Source organism: Anaerocolumna sp. (assembly GCF_032079385.1).
GTDB lineage: Bacteria > Bacillota > Clostridia > Lachnospirales > Lachnospiraceae > Anaerocolumna.
Map to the genome: position 1 here is coordinate 33183 of NZ_DAMAUC010000021.1, position 24640 is coordinate 57822.

The window sequence follows — 24640 nt, forward strand, 5'->3', positions numbered from 1 at the left end:
TTATTAACCCAACATTTCGATAAATGCACCGATTCTTGTACTTAGTTGCTGTGTATCGCTGTCAGTATAGTCTGTTTCAATGCCAAGAACCGGGATTCCTGCTTCTTTTAATGCACGTTCAACTTTGTATCCTTCCGTATCGTAGAGATTACAGAACTTAAGATTAAGATCGATAACACCATCTGCATGATACTCTTTTGCAAGACGGAGGATATCGTCAATACGAGCATCATTTGGTGTAAAACAGGCACAATTAATCTTCATATAGCGCTCAGCCAGAGCTTCAACCTGTCCGTCGATGGTTTTAGCAGAATCATCCACCGGATTCTCAAAATAACGAATTCCAGTACACATTTCTTCACCAACAACAGCTGCGCCAGAAGTTTCAATAATATGATGAATCTTCCAGTTTGGAATAGCTAACGGTGTGCCGGTTAAAAGGATTCTCTTAGTTCCTTTCGGGAATACGCTGATGCCTTCTTTTACACGCTCTTCTAATTCATCACATAATTTATTGGTCATCTGAGTGAAACGTGCCGGATCATCATAAAAAGCGATTTGAGAAACCAGTAGAACGTCCTTTCCGCTGATTGGAACATTCTCATTTTTACGCAATTCATATAATCTTGCCAAAGCCTTTCTCTTTTCATTAATCAGCTGAATGCTTTCTTGAAGAGACTCCACTGTAATAGAATTGCCGGTAAACTCCTCAACCACCTTTACAAACTCTTTTATTTCTTCTGCCCAGGCCAGAATATCTTTACGGCGTTTCATCTGTGGTAAATCCATAACATGGAGAGGTACATCTTCACCTAAAATCTCATATGCCTTCTTTTTACCGTCACAGGTAGTTTCCCCAACAAACATATCCGCAATACGGAAGAATGGACATGTACGGTCTAATCTTGCTCCCACGGAAGCTTTTATTAATGGACATGTATTAACCGGCAAAACCTTTTCGCCGCCGGGTACCCAAAACTGAGAACCACCGCATAAACCTGTGGCAATGGCTCCTGCTGCAAATACAACTTCCTCCGGTACATAAAGGCAAAATGTACCCAAAACTTTTCCACCTTTTTTCTGATGTTCAATCAGTTCCGCAGGACGTACTCCATGAATCTCAGAAACTACAAAATTAAAATAGTCCATAGCCTCCGGACGGTTATCCTGTGATAAATACACATCTCCAAAAGCCTGTGGCAGCACCTGACATAATTGATCATGTGTTTCAACATCCATTCCTAAGTCCTTCCACATCTGTAAATAATCTCCCATTGAAAATACCTCCATTTTATTATTATAAAAACCGCATTAATAGCAGCTATTATCTATTAATCCTACAGTAAAACTCTATATGTAAATCTAATATTCCGTCCATATACCTTTATCTTACCCGCATTTATTTTTATAGTCTAATAAATAGTATCAATATTGAATCACTATTTATAGCTTTCATCTATGAACAGAATGAATCCCTTTTTATCAAAGCCTAATCTTTTCAATAATACTGTGTTTTTACAAGGAATTATTAAGAACAGCGTCTTATCATGCAATATTTTAAAAATCCCATAGACAGACTATGACATAATAGGCTGTGTATTTACATTTATCTGCCCAATATGACTGACTAAGTGAACCAAAATTTTTATACAGCATATTATATTGTGAATCATAAAATAACCAATTATATGACAATATTTTCATGAAAGAAGTGATGTTATGGCTACAATATCAGGTCGGGTTGTATTCGACCGAGACAGAAGTGCTACAATTAATGGCGGAGACACTGGACTGGCTAATGTACCGGTAGTATTGCAAAATACTGCAACAAACGCCAGACTTGTTGTTCTTACCGATGCCAATGGTAATTATTCCTTTATAAATGTCCCAAATGGTAATTATAGAATTGTAGAATCCTACGGAACAACCGGCGGTGTTTCCACACCGGGAGATTTTAACAATGCGACAGTTGGACCAGTTCCTACAGGGGAAGATCCACCCATAAGTTTTGCCACAAATCCGCCCACAGGGGCTACTAACTTAGATTCTCTTACTCCGGACACCCTTTTTGTAACTGTATCCGGAGAAAATATAACGGATCAGGACTTTTTAGATGGCCCAGTTATATATACTCCCATAGAAAGTATACTAGATCAATGTGCGTCCGTTTCCGATACGAATCTTATTAATGTTGCCGATAATGGAACTTTCGGTTCCTTCCCTCCCGGCACCCCTGCCAATACCGGTGCTCCGGTTGAGCCTTATCCAGGTGTAACACCCGACTTTACCTATGTGTTACCCGATCCAAGTACCTATACTCCTACTGATGGTGAATATACGGTGCAAAATATAATGAATGATGCATATAGCAATACAATAGGAGCCTGGTGGCGTATTGCAGATCACACCACAGGCAACGAAACAGGAAGAATGATGGTTGTAAACGGTTTTAATCCAGGTGCTGTTTTCTTCAGAGATATCGTTACGGTACAACCAAATACAAACTACTTGTTTAGTTCGTGGATTCTAAATCTATTTAAAGTAACTGGTTATCCCAATCCTGAACTTGGTGTACGAATATTAGATCAAAATGGTAATGTAATATACAGTGCTACATTAGGTAATCAAATTCCGGTTAATACAAACGCTCCGGAATGGAAAGAAATAGGAACTGTAATCAACTCACAAAACAACACAAATCTTACAGTAGAATTTTTAAGTGAAGGACCTGCTGTTATTGGAAATGATTATGCCATCGATGATATATCCTTAAGAGAGATCCAGGTGCCTGAATTTACACCTGTTAAAACGGTTAGTACACCTGTTGCTAATGTTGGTCAGGTAGTAACCTATAAAGTAACACTAAGCAATACCTGCACCAGCCCGCTGACAAATGTATTTTTCCAGGACTTTGTACCAAATGGTTTATCCTTTGTACCTGGAACCGTAACGGTTAATGGTGCAACGGATTCAGGGGCAGACCCTAATGCCGGATTTACTGTACCTGACATTCCGGGAGGTTCCACAACTACAATAACCTTTGACGCTAAAGTTGATACCATTCCGGTTCCTAATCCTGCTCTGAATACGGCAACGATAGATTATTCCTATACTCCTGTTGAAGGAGGAATTGCAAATAATTTCACCGTGAACTCCAATACCGTTCCACTGGTTGTGGTGTCTTCAGCAGATGTTGCCATAATGAAAACAGCTGTACCAAACCCTGTAAATCCGGGAGAAATGTTGGTTTACACCATTGATGCTATTAATTTTGGACCATCGGAAGCACAAGATGTTGTTTTAACAGATACTGTTCCCCCTGAACTTTTAGGTGTGGAATACTCTACAGATGGTGGTATAACCTGGAACCCTTGGACCGGCAGTTTAAATTTAGGAACACTGGCAAGTGGTGAATTAAGAACCATCTTAATCAGAGGAGTTGTGAATCCATCCGCAGAAGGGGCTTTAATTAATACCGCAAATATAACTTCCACTACACCGGATCCGAATCCGGACAATAACACATCTACAGCAATTACAGATGTTAGTGCACTGGCAGACGTCTCTGTTGTAAAAACTTCAAGCCCAAATCCTGTATCACCAGGACAAATGCTGGTTTATGAGGTCAAAGTATCAAACGCTGGGCCATCAGATGCACAAAATGTTGTTTTAACAGATGCTGTTCCACCTGAACTTTTAGGAGCAGAATACTCTGTGGACGGCGGAACAACATGGATTCCTTGGATTGGAGAATATATTATCGGCACATTACCAAGTGGAGCCTCCACAACTGTATTAATTAGAGGAACTGTGAATCCATCCGCTACAGGACCGATAACCAATACTGCAGATGTTACTTCCACTACACCGGATCCGAATCCAGACAACAACACATCCACAGTAATTACAAACGTTAGTCCATCAGCAGATGTTTCCATAATAAAAGACTCAATTCCAAATCCAGTGGCACCGGGGCAAATGATTGTTTATCCGATTCAGATTACAAATGCAGGGCCATCTGACGCACAAAATGTTCTTTTAATGGATGCTATACCACCTGAAATTATAGGAGCAGAGTTCTCTACAGACGGAGGTGTAACCTGGAATCCTTGGACCGGAAATTATGCAATTGGCACATTACCAAGTGGAGCTACCACAACTATTTTAATTAGAGGAACTGTTAATTCATCTGTTACAGGTCCGATAACCAATACTGCAAATGTTACTTCCACTACACCGGATCCAAATCCGGACAATAATAGTTCCACAATAACTACAGAAGTGAATGCACAAGCAGATGTTTCCATTATAAAAACCTCAACTCCAAATCCAGTGGCACCGGGAGATATGCTGTTCTATCAACTTCAAGTGTCAAATGCAGGTCCAGCCGATGCACAAAATGTTGTTATTACAGATGACGTTCCACCTGAACTTTCAGGAGCAGAGTTCTCTACAGACGGTGGGGTAACCTGGAATACCTGGAATGGAACTTTTGATATTGGCACATTACCAAGTGGAGATTCCAGAACTATTTTCATTAGAGGAACTGTAAATCAAAATACTACAGGAACTATAACAAATACTGCAAATGTTACTTCCTCAACACCGGATCCGAATCCAAACAACAACACCTCTACAACTGTTACGGATGTGGTACCCACTGAATCAGCTGATATTTCGGTTACAAAATCAGCAATTCCAAATCCGGTAGAGCCAGGCCAGACCTTAACGTATACAATCACCGTATCCAATGCAGGTCCATCCGATGCACAAAATGTTGTTTTGACAGACAATATTCCACCGGAGATCCTTAACCCCGAATACTCAACAGATGGTGGCTTAACCTGGAATACCTGGAATGGAGCTCTTGATATTGGCACATTACCAAATGGGGATTCCAGAACTATTTTAATCAGAGGAACGGCAGCATCTTTTGCAGGAGGACAAATATTTAATACTGCTGAGGTAACTTCCACTACACCGGATCCTGATCTATGTAACAACACATTTACAGCAATTACTACAGTAGAAGCAGCTGAATCAGCTGATGTTTCAGTTGTAAAATCGGCTAGTCCTAATCCGGTAGGACAGGGTCAGGTATTAACTTATAGAATTATCGTATCAAATGCAGGTCCATCCGATGCAGAAAACGTTGTCCTAACAGATGCTGTTCCATCCGGTATTACAGGAGCAGAATTCTCTACAGACGGAGGCATAACCTGGAATCCTTGGACCGGTAGTTATACGATAGGTACCTTACCAGCCGGATCTTCCAGAACTATTTTAATCAGAGGAACCGTAGCGTCATCATGTAAAGGCAGCATAACAAATACTGCAACTGTTACTTCCACTACACCGGATCCTAACCAAAACAACAATACCTCTACCGTAGTTACAAAAGTGAAACCGACGGAATCTGCTGATGTTTCAGTTACAAAATCGGTAATTCCTAGTCCGGTAATGCAAGGGCAGACCGTAATTTATTCAATTGTAGCATCCAATGCAGGTCCATCCGATGCACAAAATGTTGTTTTAACAGATGTTATTCCATCCAGTATTACAGGCGCAGAATTCTCTACAGACGGGGGAGCAATCTGGAATCCCTGGACCGGTAGTTATACCATAGGTACCTTGCCAAGCAGAACTTCAAAAGCTATTTTAATTAGAGGAACAGTATCCTCATCTGCTAAGGGCACTATATCTAATACTGCGAAAATTTCTTCCACTACACCGGATCCTGATTTATGCAACAACACATCAACAGTAGATGTAAGGGTTTGTAAATGTAAGAAGAAATGGTTCCATTGTAAAAAAAAGGATTATAATCATTGTAAAACATCATCAGCTTTTACAATCACAAAATCGCAACCAGAAGATTGGTAAGATATATATAACAAAACGAGTATTAAAGAATTACTATCATATTTATAAATAAATTGTCAACATGGGGCTGTGCACTAGATAAATAGTGCACAGCCCCTTTGTTCGACAGATAACTATTCTAATGAGAACAAATTGCTTCTTTCATCCTTTTCACATATTCACAGATAGGTTTTACACAGTCGTTTCCATATTCTCCTGCCATTTTAACAATTGCACTTCCTACAATAATACCATCTCCGTACAAAGCCAGCTCTTCTGCCTGTTCCGGTGTGGCTATGCCAAATCCTATGGTACATGGAATATTCTGTTCTGCTTTTACCAGTCTTATCATTTCACGGGCATTATCAGTAAGTTCATTTCTTACACCGGTAACTCCCATTGAGGAAACACAATACACAAAACCTCTGGCTTCTCTGGCAATCCTCCGGATGCGTTCCTGAGAAGTAGGTGCAATAAAGGAGATTAGTTCGACCCCATATTTATCACAATAAGGTTTTAATTCCCCCTTTTCCTCAAAAGGAAGATCAGGAACAATAATGGCCTCAATGCCGCAACTTTGACAATTTTTTAAGAACTTTTCCCTGCCATAAGCAAAAATTGGATTAATATAGGTCATAAAGGCCAGGGGAATGTCACATTGTTTTCTTATTTCTTCCACCATTTTAAAAATTTTATCTGTAGTGGTGCCTCCTGCAAGAGCTCTTTCATCTGCCTGCTGTATTACAATTCCTTCTGCCACAGGATCCGAAAAAGGAATCCCTATCTCAATCAGATCTGCACCTGCTTTCGCCATTTCTATAATCAGCTTTCCTGTAGTGTCCAGGGATGGGTCACCGGCTGTTATAAAAGGTATGAAGGCTTTTCCTTTGGCAAATACTTTTTCAATTCTATTCATGAATCTCTACCCCCTTAAAACGTGCTATGGCCGCTACATCTTTGTCTCCTCTGCCTGATAGATTAATTACCATAATTTTATCATTTCCCATGTCAGGAGCAATCTTTTTGGCATAAGCTACTGCGTGGGAACTTTCAATTGCAGGGATAATTCCTTCCATTTTTGATAAGTATTCAAAAGCTTCTATGGCTTCCTGGTCTGTAACCGCAACATAAGATGCTCTTCCTGTATCATGAAGATATGCATGTTCCGGCCCGATTCCCGGATAGTCAAGTCCTGCTGAAACAGAGTAAACAGGGGCAATCTGCCCATATTCATCCTGACAGAAATAAGATTTCATGCCGTGGAAGATTCCCAGGCTTCCATTGGTGATAGTAGCTGCATTTTTATCAGTGTTCACACCATGTCCTGCTGCCTCACAGCCAATTAGTGCGACTTCCCGGTCCTGTATAAATTCATAAAACAATCCCATGGCATTGCTTCCGCCCCCTACACAGGCAAGCAGCACATCTGGAAGCTTTCCTTCTAACTCCATAATCTGCTTTTTTACTTCTTTGCCTATTATACTTTGGAAGTCACGGACAATGGTCGGAAAGGGATGAGGCCCCATAACGGAACCAAGTACATAGTGGGTATCCTCCACACGGGCAGTCCATTCTTTCAAAGTTTCATTCACAGCATCTTTTAGAGTCTGCGTACCGCTGGTTACCGTGTGAACCTTTGCACCAAGGAGTTCCATTCGAAATACATTCAGTGCCTGTCGATCCGTATCTTCTTTCCCCATAAATATCTCACATTCCATTCCCATAAGTGCCGCTGCTGTAGCAGTTGCAACTCCATGCTGGCCGGCACCGGTCTCTGCAATTACCCTTGTTTTACCCATTTTTTTTGCAAGAAGCATCTGACCTAATACATTGTTGATTTTATGGGAACCGGTATGATTTAAATCTTCTCTCTTTAGATAAATCTTAGCTCCACCAAGATCTTGTGTCATTTTTTCCGCATAGTATAATAATGAAGGGCGCCCTGCATAGTTTTTGTAAAGCTCTGCTAATTCCCTGCAAAATTCTGCATCTTTTCTATAGTAATTGTACGCATCCTCTAATTCAATTACTGCATTCATCAGTGTCTCCGGAATATATTGTCCTCCATGTATTCCAAATCTTCCATCTGCCATAACTTTCACTCTCCTTTATGATTATTCCATTTCTTCCTTTAGAAAATTTTTCTTATTCTTCTGATTAAATCGTTTAATAAACTTCTTCCAAGCAAATTCTCATTGATACGCGATTCCACTCCTAATTACAATAAAGTAATCTGGCAATAGCTTCTTTCCTATATTCCTCTTATTTTTTCTATCACCTTTCTTATCTTATAGGGATCTTTTAAATGATTCGTCTCCACCCCGCTGCTTACATCAATACAATAAGGATTGCATTGTTTCACAGCCTGTAATATGTTGCCGGAATGGATTCCTCCTGCAAGGAAAAACGGCTTGCTTACCTGGGGAATGAGATCCCAGCTAAAAGCAGTTCCACTTCCTCCATATTGTCCTTCCAGGTAAGTATCTAATAAAACATAATCGCATGGTAACCCTGCCACTTTGATAATATCTTCCGTTTCTTTGACTCTGACTGCCTTTATAATGTCATTCTCCAGATATTGTCTTAGTTTTAAGATATCATTTTCTTTCTCGTCTCCATGAAGCTGAATAACATCAATCACCTGCTCTTTACATAAACGTATCATGTTCTCCGGTTCTTCATTTACGAAAACCCCTACTGCCTTAATCAAAGGATTCAAGTTTCCCTTTAATTCTACCGCCCTATCAAAGCTTACCCTTCTTCTGCTGTTTGCAAAAACGAAGCCAACATAGTCCGGAAAAACTTCATTGACTACTTTGATCTCATCTAACCTTGTAAGACCGCATATTTTAATCTTAGTCATCTCTCTTCCTCCAGGCTGCTGCTTTCTATAAATTACCCTTATTTTCTGCTCTCTCCTTAGCAGTAATAGGGTATGTTTTCCTTAAGACGGAGTTTTGCCTTGTAGATAAGCAAGCATCCCTTTCTTATCTCTGCTTCTCATTAATGTTTCACCAATTAAGGCTCCGTCTGCTCCGGCGGCTTTTAAAGCTGCAATATCTTCCGTATTTTTAATTCCACTCTCGGCAATAAAAATAATTTCAGGCGGAATTAGTTTCCTTAGTTTTATGCTGTGATTGAAATCCACCTGAAAAGTCTGCAGGTTCCGATTGTTCACTCCTATAATTCTTGCTCCGGCTTCTAATGCCATGGTAATTTCTTCTTCCCTATGTACCTCCACCAGGGCAGAAAGACCAAGTTCATCACAGATGCTTATATATTCCTTTAAAGTATCTTTATCCAGTAAAGCACAGATTAACAGCACTGCATCTGCCCCAATGTATTTTGCCTCATAGATTTGATATTCATCTACAGTAAAATCTTTTCGCAATACCGGAATTGATACTGAGCCACTAATCTCGGTTAAATACTGATTGCTTCCTTTAAAATATTCCGGCTCTGTCAGAACAGAAATGGCTGCTGCCCCTCCTTCTTCGTATTCTTTTGCTATTTTCATATATAGGAAGTCCTTTGCAATCTCACCTTTGGAAGGAGAGGCTTTTTTCACTTCACAAATTAATGAAAATCCTTGTTCTCCCAGATCATTTTTTCCTTTAAGAACTGCCCTGTTCTCTTTAAAAGCACGTTCCAATGCAAAATCTTCTCTATGATGAAACTTTTTGACCTGATTCCCATCATAAATGCAGACTTTCAGTTCATCCAAGGATATCTTCATCTTTAATCCATTAACCCGTTTCCTGCTTGATTCTGCAAGCATATCAAGAATCATATTGGCACCGCCCTTTCTCTGATTCAGTCTTCTTTTTTAGGATAGCCTGCTGCTCGGCACTTTTTAAACTATAGTCAAAGCGGATATTTGCAATCTATTTATGCTACATGCTCATAACCTCATTGGATAATTTCACAAACTGCTCCAGCTGCTTTAGCGCCTTTTGGCTGTCAATGATTTCTGCCGCCATCTTGACACATTCCCTAAGAGTCATATAATTGTAATTCAGATACAGACATACCGCTGAATTCAGCAATACAATATCCCTCTTCGGCCCTTTCTCACCATTTAAGATTCCTCTTGCAATTCGTGCATTTTCCAAGGGATCACCTCCCACAAGCTCTTCGGCCCTGCAATATTCAAATCCCAGCCGGCGGGGATCTAAAAAGAAACTATTCAGCCTTCCTTGATTTACTTCACATACGGTGGAAGATGAAGTCAATGTAATCTCATCCATTCCGTCATGCCCATGCACTACCATTGCTTTCTTTACACCAAGATTAGCTAATACCTGGGCAAGGGGTTCCACCAGATTTTCATCATATACTCCTAATAGCTGCAGACTGGCATTTGCAGGACTGGCAAGTGGACCAAGAATATTGAATATAGTTCTGATCCCCAGTTCTTTTCTTACCGGTGCGGCATGTTTCATAGAGGAATGATATCTGGGTGCAAACAAAAAACACAGTCCAATCTCTTTTAATATCTGTTGGCTCTTCTCAACAGGAATGTCGATGTTAACCCCCAATGCTTCTAACACATCTGCACTTCCGCATTTACTGGAGACACTCCGGTTTCCATGTTTTGCAATCGTTATCCCGGCAGCAGATACTACAAAGGAGGATACCGTTGAGATATTAAATGTAAATGTTTCGTCCCCTCCGGTGCCTACAATCTCAAGTACATCCTGATCTGTGCTTAGTTTCGTTCCATGCTTTCTCATACTAAGAGCACAAGCCGTAATCTCAGGAATGGTTTCTCCTTTCATTCTCATTGCAGTAACAAAAGCAGATATCTGTGAATTCGTTGCTTCTCCCCTCATAATTTCATCCATAACAGCTTCAGCCTCATTCAGCGCAAGATCTTCTCCCTTCACCAACTGACAGATTGCTTCCTGTATCATCCTGCCCCACCTCCCATCTCTAAGAAATTTTTCATGATTATTTCTCCCTGTGGTGTTAAGATGGATTCCGGATGAAATTGCAGACCATAGATTTCATAATCCCTATGCTTTACCGCCATAACTTCTCCTTCTTCATCCTCTCCGATTACCAGTAGTTCATCGGGTAAAGTATCTCTCTTTGCAATAAGAGAATGATACCTTGCTGCCTCTATCATTGGAGGTAAACCATGGAATATGCGGCTGCCGTTAGCAATATGAATGGTACTTTGTTTTCCGTGCATCAATACTTTTGCTGTACATATATTCCCGCCGAAAGTCTCACAAACAGCCTGATGCCCAAGGCATACTCCCAGAATCGGAACAGCCTCTCTCATCTCATAGATTACCTCTTTACAGATACCCGCCTCTTTGGGATACCCGGGACCGGGAGATATGATAATATGAGTTGGTTTTTGATTCTTAACCTCTTTAACAGTCATCTCATCATTGCGGATTACTGTGATATCATCTTGAAACTTTCCTGCAAGCTGTACTAAGTTATAAGTAAAACTATCGTAATTATCTATGATTAATATCATATCTCATCCACCTCCCTTGCCTTCAGTATTGCTTCCATAATTGCTTTTGCCTTATTCTCGCTTTCTTCATATTCTTTCTCCGGTATGCTGTCCGCCACAATTCCTGCTCCTGCCTGTACATAGACCCTGTTGTCTTTTTTTACCGCCATGCGTATGGCAATGCAGGTATCCATATTGCCAGAGAAATCAATATAGCCAATTGCACCTCCATAGATTCCCCTGGGTTCTTTTTCAAGTTCTCCTATAATTTCACATGCTCTTATCTTGGGTGCCCCGGATAAAGTGCCTGCCGGCAGAATTGCTTCAATAACATCACATGGATCTTTTCCGTCCTGTATTTTTCCTCCTACCACTGATGTAATGTGCATAATTTTTGAATATTTTTGTATCTTTTTATAATCGGCCACCTGTACGCTTGAGATTTTAGCAACTTTTCCTATGTCATTTCTTGCAAGGTCAACAAGCATATTGTGTTCTGAAAGTTCTTTTTCGTCTTGTAAAAGCTCCTGCTCTAATTCCCTATCTTCCTTTGAAGTTTCTCCCCTTGGTCTGGAACCTGCAATGGGAAATGTAAAAAGATTGCCGTCTTTTAGCTTTACCAAAGTCTCCGGTGAGGTGCTGATAATCTGAGTTTCATCTCTTTGGAGAAATACCATATAAGGAGAGGGATTGATGGTTCTAAGCACCCGATAGGCGTTGAACAGGCTGTCTTTATACTCTGTTTCAAATCTCCTTGAGATTACCCCTTGAAATATATCTCCCTTTCTTATGTACTCTTTGGTCTTTTCCACCATGGTACAATATTCTTCCCGGGTTACATTACAGGTAAAATGAGGACTGCTTTTGGCAGCTGACTTAGGAAGCGGGGTCAGATCATGAATCAGCCGCACAATCGCTTCAATCTCTCCAATTGCCTTTCCGTAATTCTCCATAACTTTATCCGTCCGCATATTGACCACAATATTAATTTTTTGTTTCAGGTGATCATAAGCAATTACTTTATCAAATAGCATAAGATCAAAATCATAACAGTCATTGCTTTTTAACCTTAATCTTTTTTCTGAATATCCAATCATCTCATAGGCGAAGTACCCTACAAATCCACCTGTAAACGGAGGCATTCCTTCTAATTGGGGTGCTTTATATTCTTTTAATAAGTCTCTGACCGCATCAAAAGGGTTATCATAATAAAGAGTTCTCTTTTCTCCATCCAGGATGGTAATCTCATTGTTTTTACATGTAACATGTACGGTAGGATTAAATCCAAGGAATGAGTATCTTCCCCATTTCTCACCGCCTTCAATACTCTCAAGAAGATAATATTTCTTACTGATCTGAGAGATTTTTCGAAGTAGTGTAATTGGAGTGATAATATCTGCGTAAATTTCTTTACAGATTGGAATAACACTGTACTCTTTTGCAAATGCTTCAATTTCATTACAATTTGGTTTTATCATAGTTCTCACCATTTTTTCATCTATAGATGGGATGAAAAACTCCTTTCTTTTTATTTGATTGAGCGGGACAATATTTTGTATTACTCCATTAGGCACTTTTTCGCCTTTATTGCATATGTTTTAGTCATTTATGCAATAAAAAAGCTCCTGCCCCTGTTCTACACAGGGACAAAAGCTTATTACTTCTGCGGTACCACCCAAATTGGCGTATTATACGCCCACTCCTTTTGCATACCATCATATGCACCCTACTGATAACGGACAGGGTTCCCGTCAGCGCCTACTTATACAGGATTCTTATTTACCAAGTATCCTGTTTCCTAGTTCTGTAAGCAGAATTCTTATAATAGGAATCTGAGAACTATCTTTTCGGGCTGCCCTCACAAGTCCATTCAGAAAAATCTATGCTACCGCTTTCTCACCAATCAGCGATTCTCTGGATACACCCAATTTTTCTTACTTCTCTTGCTCAACGGTTTTACTTTCTACCACTATATTCCAAAAAAATATTTTTGTCAATCATTTTTTTATTCTTTTAGAATTTTTATTTTTTATCCTTTTTAATTTCTTTTGCAATAGCGTATTTACACTGAGTTACTATTTTTTCATTCCGAATTTGCTGTTATACACCTTGTTTATTCTGTATCCATCACTAAGAAAAATATATTTACTTAAGAATTTCATATTTTTCCTTTAAAGTTAAAATACGCAAAACACTTTGATCAATTCGTTCCTCACTTAATGTTCCATTGTTTACTGCATCATATATACTTTCAAAAGCCTTTATAAAATCCCCCGGCATAAGTACAATGTCTGCTCCTGCTGAAATTGCCAAAACAGCGGCCTCACCTGAGGAATATTGATTTTCAATAGCTCCCATAGACATGGAATCCGTAATAACAACTCCGTCGTAATTAAGCTCTTTACGTAATCTTCCTTCTATCATTTCATAAGAAAGAGAGGAGGGAAGCTCGTCATCTGTAACATTTTCTGCTGTAATATGGGAAATCATGATCATGTCAGTCTGTGCATCAATACCTGCTTTAAATGGTATCAATTCACATTCCTTAAGCTCCTCCCAGTTCTTTTCGATTGATACAAAACCACTATGTGTATCATCTTTTGTATCACCATGACCGGGAAAATGTTTTATACTGCTCATTATACCAGCCTTATGCAGGCCTTCAATTTCAGCAGTAATCATCTCTGCAACTAAATTCGGATCATTTCCAAAAGACCTGTTACCTATTACAATATTATCAGGGTTTGTGTTCACATCGGCAACCGGAGCAAAATCCAAATTAAATCCATATTCTTTCAAATAAGAACCAATCACGGAACCAACTTCCCGCGCTTTTCCAGGATCTTTGGTTTTCCCTACTGCCTCCATACTTTCAAACTTTTGGACGTCAAATCCCGGGGTCTTTGCAACCCTTGAAACACTGCCACCTTCTTCATCAATTCCCACAAACAGGGGGATTTCACTATTTTGCTGCATCTCATTAATAAAATCTTTCAATTGAGACGGGGTCTGAATATTTTTTCCGAAAAGGGCAACTCCGCCAACAGGATACTTATCCAAAGTTTCAGCCATTTTGGTATTGAATTCCGTAGCTCCGTATTCCCGTGTATCATTGATTTGCGCAAAGGTTAACTCCGTACTAAGAGCCTCCGGTCTTATTACCAGTAGTTGTCCTATTTTTTCTTTCAATGTCATATTTTTTAACAATTGCTCCGCCTTCGATTGAAGTTCCTCATCTGAATTCGACGGAATTGGATCGGATTGCGCTGGTTCCGTTGATTCCGGCTGGGTTGGTTCTGGTTCCGTTGGTTCTGGCTGAGTTGGTTCTGGTTCAGCAGGACTACTTGGCTGTACTGAACTGTCAGGTTCCTGAGGTTGATTTGAAATAATATTACATGCTGAAAGCATACATAAAGCTGTAAACAAAACGACTGTTAAATAAATTTTTTTCATATTTCTACCTATCCACTCACACCTGGTATTGATAAATGCTGCTTACAAATAATATTCTTCTGTAAATCTAATATTCTGCTTGCAGATATATTACTGCTTAAAACGACACTCTGCTTTATAGATGTGATACCGCCACAAAAAATCAAGTTGAAAGAATCACGTTGTGGCATTCTTTCTATAAGTTATTTTCTTTCAACTTTCTCTTTTTTATCACCACTTCTTTCTTACTATCACTTTAACTCTTTATTATTATTTAAAATAAAAATACCGCCCTGCAAACTGACATTTTATAATTGCCTGTCAAAATATATAATTCCGATTAATTCAATCAAATTCCGAATCCCGATATAAATTAAACCAAAAATAATTACTCGTTGAAGTGTAAATGTGGTTTGATCATCCGCAATAAGCGGTATAATAACCAACAATATAATCAAAATGAAATTAGTAATATTCGCAATGTTATTTGCTTTTAATTGTATCAGTCTCCAACGCTCATCACCTTTATATTTTACCTGTTTCATGGCTTTCAAAACATAAAGACAAAGGGTTGCTCCCAATCCTAAAATAAGAAAAATCAAGATAATAGTTTGTTCGTTCATATTATTCGTCCTCTCTATGTTCAAAAACTTTATCAATCGAAACTCCAAAGGTTTCCGCAATCTTAAATGCCAATTCTAGTGATGGAGTATATTTGTATTTTTCTATTGATATAACCGCTTGTCGTGAAATTCCAACTTTCATTGCTAAATCAGCCTGTGTCCAGTCTCTTTCAGCACGCAAGACTTTAATTCTATTCCATATCAAGATCATTGCTCCTTTCCAAAATGTAATGTAGTAGTTACATTTGTATTGTAATCAGTTCATTACATTTTGTCAACAAGTAATCACAATGATTTACGACAAACTTTAGTAGTTATATTTCTTTCATTACATCATTCTGTTGATCTTCTTATTATCACATCTGAATAAGTCATAAATAGTCCTCCTTTAAATTTATTTTAAGTTTCTTTTAAAATATAAATTTTTTCACCTTGCTCTCTAATTAATTTTAACGCTCTCATTTTGATATTTCAATATTACTGCTGTCCTTTTGAGGCAAAGGGATAATATTTTATCAAATTTTTACCAGTTAATTCTGACGTATTGATCCTGCAAAACGAACTCTCAAAAAATCAGTACAAAACGGCAGCTAACCACGCCAACTGCGCTAAATTCTGCATTATTTGGTCGATTCCAGCAACTTTCTCTCTGAAAAATACGGTACGCATCACCCACTTTTTCATCATGTAAATTCCAGCATTATTTCCACACATTCCCTGATATATTATATAAACCTTAATTGGTTAGGGTATAGAAAAGTTACTATTGTGATAGTTTGTAAACAAATGATTCACTTTAACAAGGTTCCATGTTATAATAATTCTTAACAAATATTGGTGTGGTTTTATGTAGATATGAACTATTTATATTAGCAGCTGAAAGTGTGAATATGAATCATTTTCATATATATAATGGGGGTAAGAATGAAAATAAGAGAAGAATATACCTGTCCTTTGGAGTTAACCCACGATATTACTAAGGGCAAATGGAAACCAATTATTTTATGGCAATGGCAATTGGGGAAAGAGAAAAAGTCTTTATCCCAACTTGAACGGGATATTAAAGGTATCAGCCAGAAAATGCTGCTGGAACAGCTTAAAGAGCTTCTTGACTATAAAATGATTTCCAAAACCACTTTTGATGGATACCCTTTAAAAGTAGAATATTTCTTAACCGACCGGGGCAGAAAATTATTAGAAGCAGTTACAATTATGCAAAGTGTAGGTATTGAACTTATGAGAGAAAACGGTATGGAGGATGTGCTAAAAGCCAGCGGTTTCCTGATTAACCAATACCCACAAAATAGTGGGTAATTTACTCCAAGACTTTAATATATTACAATTGGAATATATAGAAACAAACCATTACCATTTAGGAGGAATGTAACATGTTAAGGAACCCGGAACAAACCATTGGAAACTTGATTGATAAGCAAAGCGTATCTTTTGTAAGTTCGGTAGATGAAGATGGCTTTCCCAATACCAAAGCTATGCTGCCTCCAAGAAAACGTGAAGGTATTAAGACTTTTTATTTCACCACCAACACATCTTCTATGCGTGTAGCTCAATACCGCAAAAATTCTAAGGCATGCATTTATTTTTGTGACAAACGTTTTTTTCGTGGAATTATGTTAAAAGGTACCATGGAAGTACTGGAAGACAGTAAAAGCAAAGAAATGATCTGGCAGGAGGGCGACACAATGTACTACCACAAGGGTGTTACTGACCCTGATTATTGTGTATTAAAATTCACTGCACAGTCCGGCAGATATTATGCAAATTTTAGTTCTGAAACTTTTATTATAGAATAACTTAGTTATTGAATAACTATTATTGAATAGCTTAATTATTGCATATTATACTTATGACCACCAGCTGGTGGTCATAGTTTTATGTCGTAGAAATAACATACCTGTTAAAAATTATATATACTTTACCAACACTGACCTCACAAGTAATTGTATTATTATAATACCAAATACAATTTTTTCTCTTTTCACTGCCCTTGCCGGTTTCTTATTTCTCTTTTCGCTGTCTTTAAATATTTTATTTATTACGGAAGTGGCTAATGGACAAAATATCAGATATAAGCAATAGCCAGCAATGCCCCCAATAGTATTGGAAATCAAATCTGTAGTATCAAAACTTCTGGACCCGCCGTATGAAAATATCTGCAAAAGTTCGATAGTTAAACTAAAGCACAAGGCATATTTAACACTTGTAAGAAATTTCTTCTCAAATATAAAGGGAACCATTATACCAAAAGGAATCATCATAACAATATTCAAAACAAATTCTCTCATTGCCCCACCATGTCCTTGGAGAAAGTCATTAAAAGGAACTAAATTTATATTTGCTGATGACATATTAAAATTAATAAGTGGAATTGGTATGATAAATGGCATCAAAGTAAAATATAGAACAAAACAAATATAAATATATAAGGTTGATTTTAAGAATAAATATCTTTTATTACTTTTCCACCTTGGTAAAAGGCAGCTGAAATATAATAGTGCCAAACAAATTAAATCGAATATATAATAATATTTATACATACAATACTCCTGGTTATTACTTTCTATTTTAGTATTCAATAGCTGTGGAAGCCGGAGAAATTGAAGATGAAATAGACATGGTGGATTTCTCCAAAATTTTATATTTAGAATGCAGTATAACACAGATTAGGTGCCAAATCAACTAAGCTACATATGTTTTAATAAGCCAATCAACATGTGTTTCAATAAGTCAAAAATTAATTACCAAATTCCTCAATTGCAGCAGACTCTTGGTTTTAATTATTTGAATTCCTATCTTATAACAAGTCATAAGAAGACCGCTTGCTTTCAATGATATGAAAACAAGCGGTCTTCTTACATTATTTACATCATTAACCAAACTCCAAATTCACATTATTGTACTTGCCAAAGAGAAGGAACATTGGAAGGCTCCCAGCCTGGCAGTGAAGTATGTGACTGAATACATCTATAATTTTTACCACCGTAGGAAACCATATCTCCTGCTTTATATGCAGTATTCGGAGCCCATGTTTGGTAATTGCCACCATTATCAATAACATAAGCAGCACTGGTAACAGCCGAAGCATTCATTCCGGGTGCCGTAGCATATGCTTTAATAGTAGTGGTTGAGGATACATTGATTGCTCCTGAGTAAACAGGTGAGCTGGCGTTCGGTGTGCTTCCGTCCGTTGTATACCTGATGGTTGCACCATTGGTAGCACAGGAAATAGATACACTCTGGGCTGAATTATATGTTCCACCTGCCGGGCTAAAGGTTGGTGCTGCTGCCGTCTGCTGTTGACCGCCGCCGCCTAGCGAGTTAAGATGTGGTTTTACAGTATTGGCAAAATTATAGCCATTGGAAGCATCCCAGTTAATTGACCAAGTCATAGCACCACGAATAGTGGGATAAGTATGAGGAGGCATAAATGTTCCTGCATTGGAGCCATCATACAGGCAATCTAGAGCTGCATTTACAACGGATGGCGATACATATCCACCACCGGCTCCGGATGGTGATGCAGGCAGACCAAGACCTACCTGATCCGGACGCAGTCCATTCTCAAGCTGAATAGTTGCAAGTGCAGTAAGAAAATCCTCCGTTCCCTGTGCGTATACCTTTCCATCATATCCAAGCATTGTACCGGAATTATAGTACTGCATATTAACAATGGTAAGTATATCTTTAATATTCAAAGCCAATTGGAAATAAGAACTGCTAGGTGACTGCATATGAATGGTTTCCGGAGCCATGGTAATGATCAGACCGGATCCCGCTTTTGACGATAGTAAGCGTAAAGCAGATGCCATATAGGTTGAGTTTACTCCATTCTCTAAGTCAATATCAACTCCATCAAAACCATACTTTGTCATCAGTGAATAGACGCTGTTGGCAAAATTGGTAGCAGAATTTGAATCCTCAACTCTGACAGTACCGTTTTGACCGCCAACAGAAATAATAACCTTCTGCCCACGCCCTTTTGCTGCAGCTATATCAGATATAAACTGAGATTCCGTATAGCCACCCAGTGCTGATGACAGCCCTGAATCTAAAGTAAAATCCACAGTACCCGGAGTACTTGTAGCATCAGCAAATGCAACCGCAATAATGTCATAGGCAGCAGGAACATCACTAATACGCAGACATTTTGCACCATTATTAAAGTTATGCCAATAACCGGTCAGAAGATGAGTGGGCAGTCCACTGGCTGCATTTGAAGTAACTGGAGCCCTTCCAATAGTTACCGCTATCATCACACACACTAAAAGAAACGCCCGTATTTTTTTACCTTTCACAATAAATACCTCCATATAATGACATAGATTTAAGTAACATGTAAAACTCTTTTCAATACTTTCTTCATACACTTAAACTCCTTAAATACTTGATTTAGGTTGATTAAGGTTGATTAAGGTAACATACCCTTAATTAATCCGTGTGCAACATAACATCAAGATTAAATCCAATGCCTTGAATTTCTGGTTTTATATGGACAATCTGCACTGCAAATATAGTTATAGCCTTATTTAGGTTCACCTCCTGTTCTAAAACTTTTAGGATTCTTAATTGATGTTAGTCAAATAAAATGTAAAAATTCTAGATTAAGTTCAGCACGTAAGATAAAAGAGTTGGTTCCCAGAAAGGATTTCACTATAATCATATTGTTCGGATTGCTAAAAAATATTGTACTAACTTGGTATTTATTGTGTGTCTTTGCTCATTTCTCTGCAAGAGCAGTAAACCTCTCAAAGGCCTAATACTTTATGAACTTCCTTTTGTACTTTTTTAATCCTTTCTTCCGTAAACTGTGGATAATCTTTAAACCATTTCATATTTAATGGTGACGGATGAGGTAGAATATAAGCAGGTTTTCCATTTATTTGTTTATCTTCAAAAGCTAAAGATGTAATTTTCTCTCCCGGAAAGAAAAATTCTGCTGCTATCCCACCAATTATAATGTAAATTTCATTGTCTATAAGTTCCATTTCCTTTAGAAGCCATTGTTTTGAACAAATCTTAGGTGGACGGCGGTCTCCTCCACCGGGAGCTTTTCCGGGATAGCAATGTGCCATTGACACAATATAAAAATTAGCCGGATTGTAAAAATCCTCATCGGATATTTGATACCATTCCCTGCGAAGTTTTCTTCCACTGGCATCATTAAAGGGCTTCCCTGTTTCATGTACACTTTTAGACGGAGCCTGGCTAATTTGCATGATTTTTGCATTGTGATTACCCAGCACAATAGGACGTGGTTCAAATCCCAATGAATCCTGACATAACCGGCACTGTAATATCTGATTTTGTAAATATACAAGCTCATCTTTCCTATTTTCTTGTTTCATATTTTCCATTTTATCTTGCCTCCTAAATAGCCGTACTCCGCTTTAAGCTTAAGAAATCACACATTTTTCATTCTCAGTGTTTATTCATTCCCACCAGTGTTTATTCTCTGTAATTCCGGCATCCCATACTTTAGCATTTCCCCTTACTATGATTTTAACCTCATTTATTTGGTCCATCTGCATCTGTACAGGTGCTATATTATCCTCGTATTCCTCGCTGGATTGAAATATCAAGTTTCCGTCTATTATGATAGAGACCTCACCTTTAAAATCGACTTTGTCAGGTATGCCATAATAGGCATAAAACGTTGCATTTTTTCTATTTCCTAATTGATAGGTATATTCTTTGCTTCTTCCATCTTCACTACTATACAAGTTCAATTCGGGCTCCACCTTATTACCTGATACAGTAAAACCCGGAATATTATTAACTGGCACTATACTATCATTTGCTTCTTCAAAGGCAGTCAATGTTTGAATTGCTCCTTCTCTTTTCTGTAATACAAAATGAATTGCTTCAGAGGAAACTATAATACCAATGATTAGTAAAAACATGGATAACATAGAAGCAATTAGCTTTTTAGCAGTAATTTTTGAAGAGAAGCCTATTTTATATCCAGCATATCCTATACTTGCACCTAATGCATTCGATATAATATCATCGATATCAAAGGTACCCAGAAAAGTTAATGATTGCACTGTTTCCAAAAAGAGAATTACCAGGATAAAACAGGCTATGAATTTTTTAAAATCCATACGAAACAGTATCGGTATCAGTATACCGAAAGGTATGAACGCCGCTATGTTCCCAAAGTCATATAACCATGAAAAAGTAAGCTGTGGAAATCTCAGGGGGACCATTTCCGGAATCAGCATAAATTTGTATCCATAGATACTGGTTGCATTATTTGCTCTGTTAAAGGCAAAGAACAAGAAATATAAAACTAACACCGTATATAAAAGAGTCCCTGCGAGAATAAACTTTCGCATTTTCGTTTTTGTCATTTTCAATTTTTCCCTCGTTTTTCGTCATGTTTTTATTATTTCTTAAAATTCTTAAAGTGTTTGAGTTTAAGAAATCATCCTATTTTACCATATAGTAAACAAATAAAAAATATAATAATATATAACATTTCTGATTTTCATTTTAAGACAGGGTTTTCTACCCATAACGACCATTAAATGAAATAGGAATGATATCCAGCTGTAATGCAGTAATTTCTTATTTTATACACTTAGGAAACCCCATTAGTTAATGTGGTCTAGCACAGCCACACATCCAGAAAAAGGCAGACAACCACAGCTGTCTGCCTTTCTAATATAAGTCACTCTAAATAGTCTGTACTAAGAAGCTTCCTGTTTCCCATGAAGTCTTGCATAAACTCTGCCAAGCCTGATCAGTTCCTCATGGGTACCCATTTCCGTAATTGTGTTGCCGTCCAGTACCACAATCAAGTCTGCAGAACGAATTGTAGAAAGCCGATGAGCAATTACAAGTGTGGTACGTTCCCTGGATATCTCGTCCAGGGCTTCCTGAATGTCTTTCTCCGTTTTAGTATCAAGAGCAGAGGTAGCTTCATCCAGAATCAGTATTGGGGAGTTCCTTAATATGGCCCGGGCAATAGATAGCCTCTGCTTCTGTCCACCGGAAAGACGCACTCCACGTTCGCCGATAACCGTATCGTAACCATCTTCCAACTCTTCTATGAATTCGTGGGCCTTTGCCGCCTTTGCCGCCCCTATCACAGCTGCCCTGTCCGCATCCTGCCAGCCATATACCAGATTATCATACACCGTTCCGTTAAAAAGAAAGGTATCCTGTAATACCATAGAAATATTATTACGAAGGCTTGCCAGGGTCACTTCCCGGATATCGATTCCATCAATAAGCACAGCTCCCTCCTGGGGATCATAGAAACGGTTAAGAAGACTGGCAAAGGTTGTCTTTCCAACTCCCGTAGTTCCTACCAGTGCCACCGTCTGCCCGGGAAGAATCTTCAAATTAATATCTTTCAATACCTGATTCTCTTCATTATACGCAAAGGACAGATTTCGAAACTCTATCTCTCCGCGTACTCGGGGAAGAGTTATGGCATTTCGTTTCTCTGTTACATCGGATGTCTCATCCAGAACCTCAAATACACGCCTGCATCCGGCGGAAGCTTCACCAGCCATTTCCACAAGTCGTGAAAAGGTCTTCACCGGAGTATAAAACATTCCCAGATACATCACAAAACCAACGATGTCCGCAATCGTTACCTCTCCTACTGCAACCAGCTTTCCTCCATAAATAATAACCACTACCGTTCCCAGTGCTGTAATAAAGGCCAGAAGCGGATAGGTTGTTTCAAAAAAGAAGCTGGCACGCAGATATGCTTTTGTATGTCTCAGTGACAGTCGGGCAATCCGTTCCCTTTCATAATCCTGCCGGTTAAATATTTGAATTTCCTTGATGCCTGACAGATTATCCTGCACCGTTCCGGATAGCTCACCCCGTACCTTGGAATTCTCTTTCCAGACAGGTGCAATTTTTTTGCTCTGCCATAATGTAATGGCGACCAGAAAAGGAATCATAATAATACTAACCAATGCCAGCTTTACATTAATAGTAAAGAGAAGGATACCCACACCGGCAAAGGTCAGAATATTTACCACAAAATCCGGCAGTACATGGGCTATCAGTACTTCTGCTTCCATAGCATCATTCACCACTCGTCCCGTTAAATCACCGGTCCGGCTTTTGTTAAAATACCGAAGACTCATATGCTGCATCTTTCCATAGAGCAAGGTCCTTAAGTCTGCCACATAATGCAATGCACCGTAATGATTCAGATAACCGGAGGCTGAACTCCCCAATGCCTGCAGGGCTGTTGCTCCCAGCAACAGGAGTCCGATATGTAATGCTTCTCCGGCAACATTATCCTTACCTGATATTACAAGATCGGTCAATTCTCTGAGAGCCCAGGGTGTATACAAGCCTGCAAGAGTAGACACAACGATTGCCAAAAAACCCAGAATGAGAAGCATGTGATACCGTCTCGCACCTTTTAAAACCCGCAGTATTGTCTTCATATGGCAATCACCTCTCTGTCTTTTACTGCCCCGGTCTGAATTATGTCGTAGGTGATACATACCGGATGACCTCCACGGGGATCCCTGACAATTTCTGCATCAATAGAAAATGTTCTTTGAAGTACGGCAGGTGTCATTACCTGCTCAGGAGTCCCGCATTTAATGATCTGTCCATCCCGGATTGCTATCATATAATCCGAGAAGCGGGCTGCCAGATTCAGATCGTGAAGTACCATAGCAATGGTACACCCCTGCTCCCTGTTTAAATCCTGCAGAAGTTCCAACACCTCAAGCTGATGGGCAAGATCCAGATAAGTTGTTGGCTCATCCAGCAGGATTAGATCGGTTTGCTGGGCAAGTGCCATCGCAATCCATACCCTTTGACGCTGGCCACCGGACAAAGTATCAACCTCCCGGTACTTAAATTCTGTGAGTTTGGTGACGGTAAGAGCCCACTCAACAATTCTCTTATCCTCCGGTGTCATCTTTCCAAACCCCCGCTGATGAGGAAATCGTCCATATGCGATAAGTTCACTTACTGTAAGGCCGCTGGGAGCCGTAGGTGTCTGTGGAAGAATTGCCATTTTCTTAGCAATTCCTTTCGTAGACATGGTACGGATATCCTCACCGCTTAAGAATACTGCACCATTCTTTGGCTTTAAGATCCGTCCCACCGCTTTAAGTACGGTAGATTTTCCGCATCCGTTGGGACCAATGACCGAGGTGATTTTTCCGTGGGGAATCTTCATATTTAATTCTTTGACAATCAATGCCTCTTCATAGGCAATGTCCAGATTTTTGGTTGTTATACTATTCAT

20 protein-coding genes and 1 other annotated feature are annotated in these 24640 nt (G+C 38.9%); of the genes, 3 read left to right on the plus strand and 17 right to left on the minus strand.

The genetic code is table 11. The features are described 5' to 3' along the window. Positions 1-3: 3 nt before the first annotated feature. Positions 4-1275 (minus strand): double-cubane-cluster-containing anaerobic reductase, encoded by a 1272-nt coding sequence (locus RT261_RS15570; protein ID WP_313133839.1) that lies wholly within the window; start codon positions 1273-1275, stop codon positions 4-6. 444 nt (positions 1276-1719) lie between these two features. Between RT261_RS15570 and RT261_RS15575 the strand changes: the two genes are divergently transcribed. Then, a complete protein-coding gene (locus RT261_RS15575; protein ID WP_313133840.1) occupies positions 1720-5883 on the plus strand; it encodes an SdrD B-like domain-containing protein in 4164 nt (1387 codons plus the stop codon). Positions 5884-6001: 118 nt separating this feature from the next. Here the strand turns inward: RT261_RS15575 and trpA are convergent, their stop codons facing one another. From trpA to RT261_RS15625, 10 genes are all read right to left on the minus strand, one after another. Continuing rightward, on the minus strand, positions 6002-6778 hold the full coding sequence (gene trpA, locus RT261_RS15580; RefSeq protein ID WP_313133841.1) for a tryptophan synthase subunit alpha: 777 nt from the start codon (positions 6776-6778) through the stop codon (positions 6002-6004). Next, the gene (gene trpB, locus RT261_RS15585) at positions 6771-7955 is read right to left on the minus strand and encodes a tryptophan synthase subunit beta (RefSeq protein ID WP_313133842.1); all 1185 of its coding nucleotides are present in this window, start codon (positions 7953-7955) and stop codon (positions 6771-6773) included. Before trpB ends, trpA begins: the two co-directional genes overlap by 8 nt. A gap of 158 nt (positions 7956-8113) precedes the next feature. Beyond that, on the minus strand, positions 8114-8725 hold the full coding sequence (locus RT261_RS15590; protein WP_313133843.1) for a phosphoribosylanthranilate isomerase: 612 nt from the start codon (positions 8723-8725) through the stop codon (positions 8114-8116). Between the two features lie 81 nt (positions 8726-8806). Further along, a complete protein-coding gene (trpC, locus tag RT261_RS15595) occupies positions 8807-9652 on the minus strand; it encodes an indole-3-glycerol phosphate synthase TrpC (protein WP_313133844.1) in 846 nt (281 codons plus the stop codon). A 103-nt stretch (positions 9653-9755) separates the two neighbouring features. Next, complete coding sequence (gene trpD / locus RT261_RS15600; RefSeq protein ID WP_313133845.1) at positions 9756-10775, minus strand: anthranilate phosphoribosyltransferase; 1020 nt, start codon at positions 10773-10775, stop codon at positions 9756-9758. After that, positions 10772-11353: an anthranilate synthase component II gene (locus RT261_RS15605; RefSeq protein ID WP_313133846.1), complete on the minus strand. Its 582-nt coding sequence runs from the start codon at positions 11351-11353 to the stop codon at positions 10772-10774. Before RT261_RS15605 ends, trpD begins: the two co-directional genes overlap by 4 nt. Then, complete coding sequence (trpE, locus tag RT261_RS15610; RefSeq protein ID WP_313133848.1) at positions 11350-12810, minus strand: anthranilate synthase component I; 1461 nt, start codon at positions 12808-12810, stop codon at positions 11350-11352. The genes RT261_RS15605 and trpE overlap by 4 nt, the downstream gene beginning before the upstream one ends. 161 nt (positions 12811-12971) lie before the next feature. Beyond that, positions 12972-13292, minus strand: a binding site (T-box leader). A gap of 185 nt (positions 13293-13477) precedes the next feature. Next, positions 13478-14785, minus strand: coding sequence for a glycoside hydrolase family 3 N-terminal domain-containing protein (locus tag RT261_RS15615; RefSeq protein WP_313133850.1), 1308 nt, complete (start codon positions 14783-14785; stop codon positions 13478-13480). 287 nt (positions 14786-15072) lie between these two features. Beyond that, positions 15073-15387, minus strand: coding sequence for a DUF2178 domain-containing protein (locus tag RT261_RS15620; RefSeq protein ID WP_313133851.1), 315 nt, complete (start codon positions 15385-15387; stop codon positions 15073-15075). Between the two features lies 1 nt (position 15388). Beyond that, positions 15389-15598, minus strand: a complete 210-nt coding sequence (locus tag RT261_RS15625; RefSeq protein ID WP_442871780.1) for a helix-turn-helix transcriptional regulator — start codon at positions 15596-15598, stop codon at positions 15389-15391. Between the two features lie 713 nt (positions 15599-16311). Here RT261_RS15625 and RT261_RS15630 point away from each other — a divergent pair. Both RT261_RS15630 and RT261_RS15635 read left to right on the plus strand, forming a co-directional pair. After that, positions 16312-16701, plus strand: a complete 390-nt coding sequence (locus tag RT261_RS15630) for a winged helix-turn-helix transcriptional regulator (protein ID WP_313133854.1) — start codon at positions 16312-16314, stop codon at positions 16699-16701. A 74-nt stretch (positions 16702-16775) separates the two neighbouring features. Next, positions 16776-17198 carry a pyridoxamine 5'-phosphate oxidase family protein gene (locus RT261_RS15635; RefSeq protein WP_313133856.1) on the plus strand — a complete coding sequence of 141 codons (423 nt, stop codon included), beginning with the start codon at positions 16776-16778 and terminating at the stop codon, positions 17196-17198. A 111-nt stretch (positions 17199-17309) separates the two neighbouring features. On the opposite strand, the gene RT261_RS15640 is transcribed toward RT261_RS15635, so the two are convergent. The 6 genes from RT261_RS15640 to RT261_RS15665 all read right to left on the minus strand — a co-directional run bounded on the left by RT261_RS15640 (position 17310) and on the right by RT261_RS15665 (position 24640). Then, on the minus strand, positions 17310-17942 hold the full coding sequence (locus RT261_RS15640) for a VanZ family protein (protein ID WP_313133858.1): 633 nt from the start codon (positions 17940-17942) through the stop codon (positions 17310-17312). 354 nt (positions 17943-18296) lie between these two features. Beyond that, complete coding sequence (locus RT261_RS15645; RefSeq protein ID WP_313133859.1) at positions 18297-19700, minus strand: chitobiase/beta-hexosaminidase C-terminal domain-containing protein; 1404 nt, start codon at positions 19698-19700, stop codon at positions 18297-18299. 450 nt (positions 19701-20150) lie between these two features. Continuing rightward, on the minus strand, positions 20151-20759 hold the full coding sequence (locus RT261_RS15650) for a uracil-DNA glycosylase family protein (RefSeq protein ID WP_313133861.1): 609 nt from the start codon (positions 20757-20759) through the stop codon (positions 20151-20153). A gap of 75 nt (positions 20760-20834) precedes the next feature. Continuing rightward, positions 20835-21755 (minus strand): VanZ family protein, encoded by a 921-nt coding sequence (locus tag RT261_RS15655; protein ID WP_313133862.1) that lies wholly within the window; start codon positions 21753-21755, stop codon positions 20835-20837. A 339-nt stretch (positions 21756-22094) separates the two neighbouring features. Then, the gene (locus RT261_RS15660) at positions 22095-23822 is read right to left on the minus strand and encodes an ABC transporter ATP-binding protein (RefSeq protein WP_313133863.1); all 1728 of its coding nucleotides are present in this window, start codon (positions 23820-23822) and stop codon (positions 22095-22097) included. After that, positions 23819-24640, minus strand: a complete 822-nt coding sequence (locus tag RT261_RS15665) for an ABC transporter ATP-binding protein (RefSeq protein ID WP_313133865.1) — start codon at positions 24638-24640, stop codon at positions 23819-23821. Before RT261_RS15665 ends, RT261_RS15660 begins: the two co-directional genes overlap by 4 nt.

Bases quoted from the DNA above. Each gene is read 5' to 3' on its own strand.
- RT261_RS15590 (WP_313133843.1), bottom strand. From the start codon at position 8,725: ATGACTAAGATTAAAATATGCGGTCTTACAAGGTTAGATGAGATCAAA.
- RT261_RS15630 (WP_313133854.1), top strand. From the start codon at position 16,312: ATGAAAATAAGAGAAGAATATACCTGTCCTTTGGAGTTAACCCACGAT.
- RT261_RS15575 (WP_313133840.1), top strand. From the start codon at position 1,720: ATGGCTACAATATCAGGTCGGGTTGTATTCGACCGAGACAGAAGTGCT.
- trpC (WP_313133844.1), bottom strand. From the start codon at position 9,652: ATGATTCTTGATATGCTTGCAGAATCAAGCAGGAAACGGGTTAATGGA.
- RT261_RS15655 (WP_313133862.1), bottom strand. From the start codon at position 21,755: ATGACAAAAACGAAAATGCGAAAGTTTATTCTCGCAGGGACTCTTTTA.
- RT261_RS15650 (WP_313133861.1), bottom strand. From the start codon at position 20,759: ATGGAAAATATGAAACAAGAAAATAGGAAAGATGAGCTTGTATATTTA.
- RT261_RS15615 (WP_313133850.1), bottom strand. From the start codon at position 14,785: ATGAAAAAAATTTATTTAACAGTCGTTTTGTTTACAGCTTTATGTATG.
- RT261_RS15605 (WP_313133846.1), bottom strand. From the start codon at position 11,353: ATGATATTAATCATAGATAATTACGATAGTTTTACTTATAACTTAGTA.
- RT261_RS15660 (WP_313133863.1), bottom strand. From the start codon at position 23,822: ATGAAGACAATACTGCGGGTTTTAAAAGGTGCGAGACGGTATCACATG.
- RT261_RS15635 (WP_313133856.1), top strand. From the start codon at position 16,776: ATGTTAAGGAACCCGGAACAAACCATTGGAAACTTGATTGATAAGCAA.
- RT261_RS15625 (WP_442871780.1), bottom strand. From the start codon at position 15,598: ATGATCTTGATATGGAATAGAATTAAAGTCTTGCGTGCTGAAAGAGAC.
- RT261_RS15665 (WP_313133865.1), bottom strand. From the start codon at position 24,640: ATGAATAGTATAACAACCAAAAATCTGGACATTGCCTATGAAGAGGCA.
- trpE (WP_313133848.1), bottom strand. From the start codon at position 12,810: ATGATAAAACCAAATTGTAATGAAATTGAAGCATTTGCAAAAGAGTAC.
- trpD (WP_313133845.1), bottom strand. From the start codon at position 10,775: ATGATACAGGAAGCAATCTGTCAGTTGGTGAAGGGAGAAGATCTTGCG.
- RT261_RS15640 (WP_313133858.1), bottom strand. From the start codon at position 17,942: ATGTATAAATATTATTATATATTCGATTTAATTTGTTTGGCACTATTA.
- trpA (WP_313133841.1), bottom strand. From the start codon at position 6,778: ATGAATAGAATTGAAAAAGTATTTGCCAAAGGAAAAGCCTTCATACCT.
- trpB (WP_313133842.1), bottom strand. From the start codon at position 7,955: ATGGCAGATGGAAGATTTGGAATACATGGAGGACAATATATTCCGGAG.
- RT261_RS15620 (WP_313133851.1), bottom strand. From the start codon at position 15,387: ATGAACGAACAAACTATTATCTTGATTTTTCTTATTTTAGGATTGGGA.
- RT261_RS15570 (WP_313133839.1), bottom strand. From the start codon at position 1,275: ATGGGAGATTATTTACAGATGTGGAAGGACTTAGGAATGGATGTTGAA.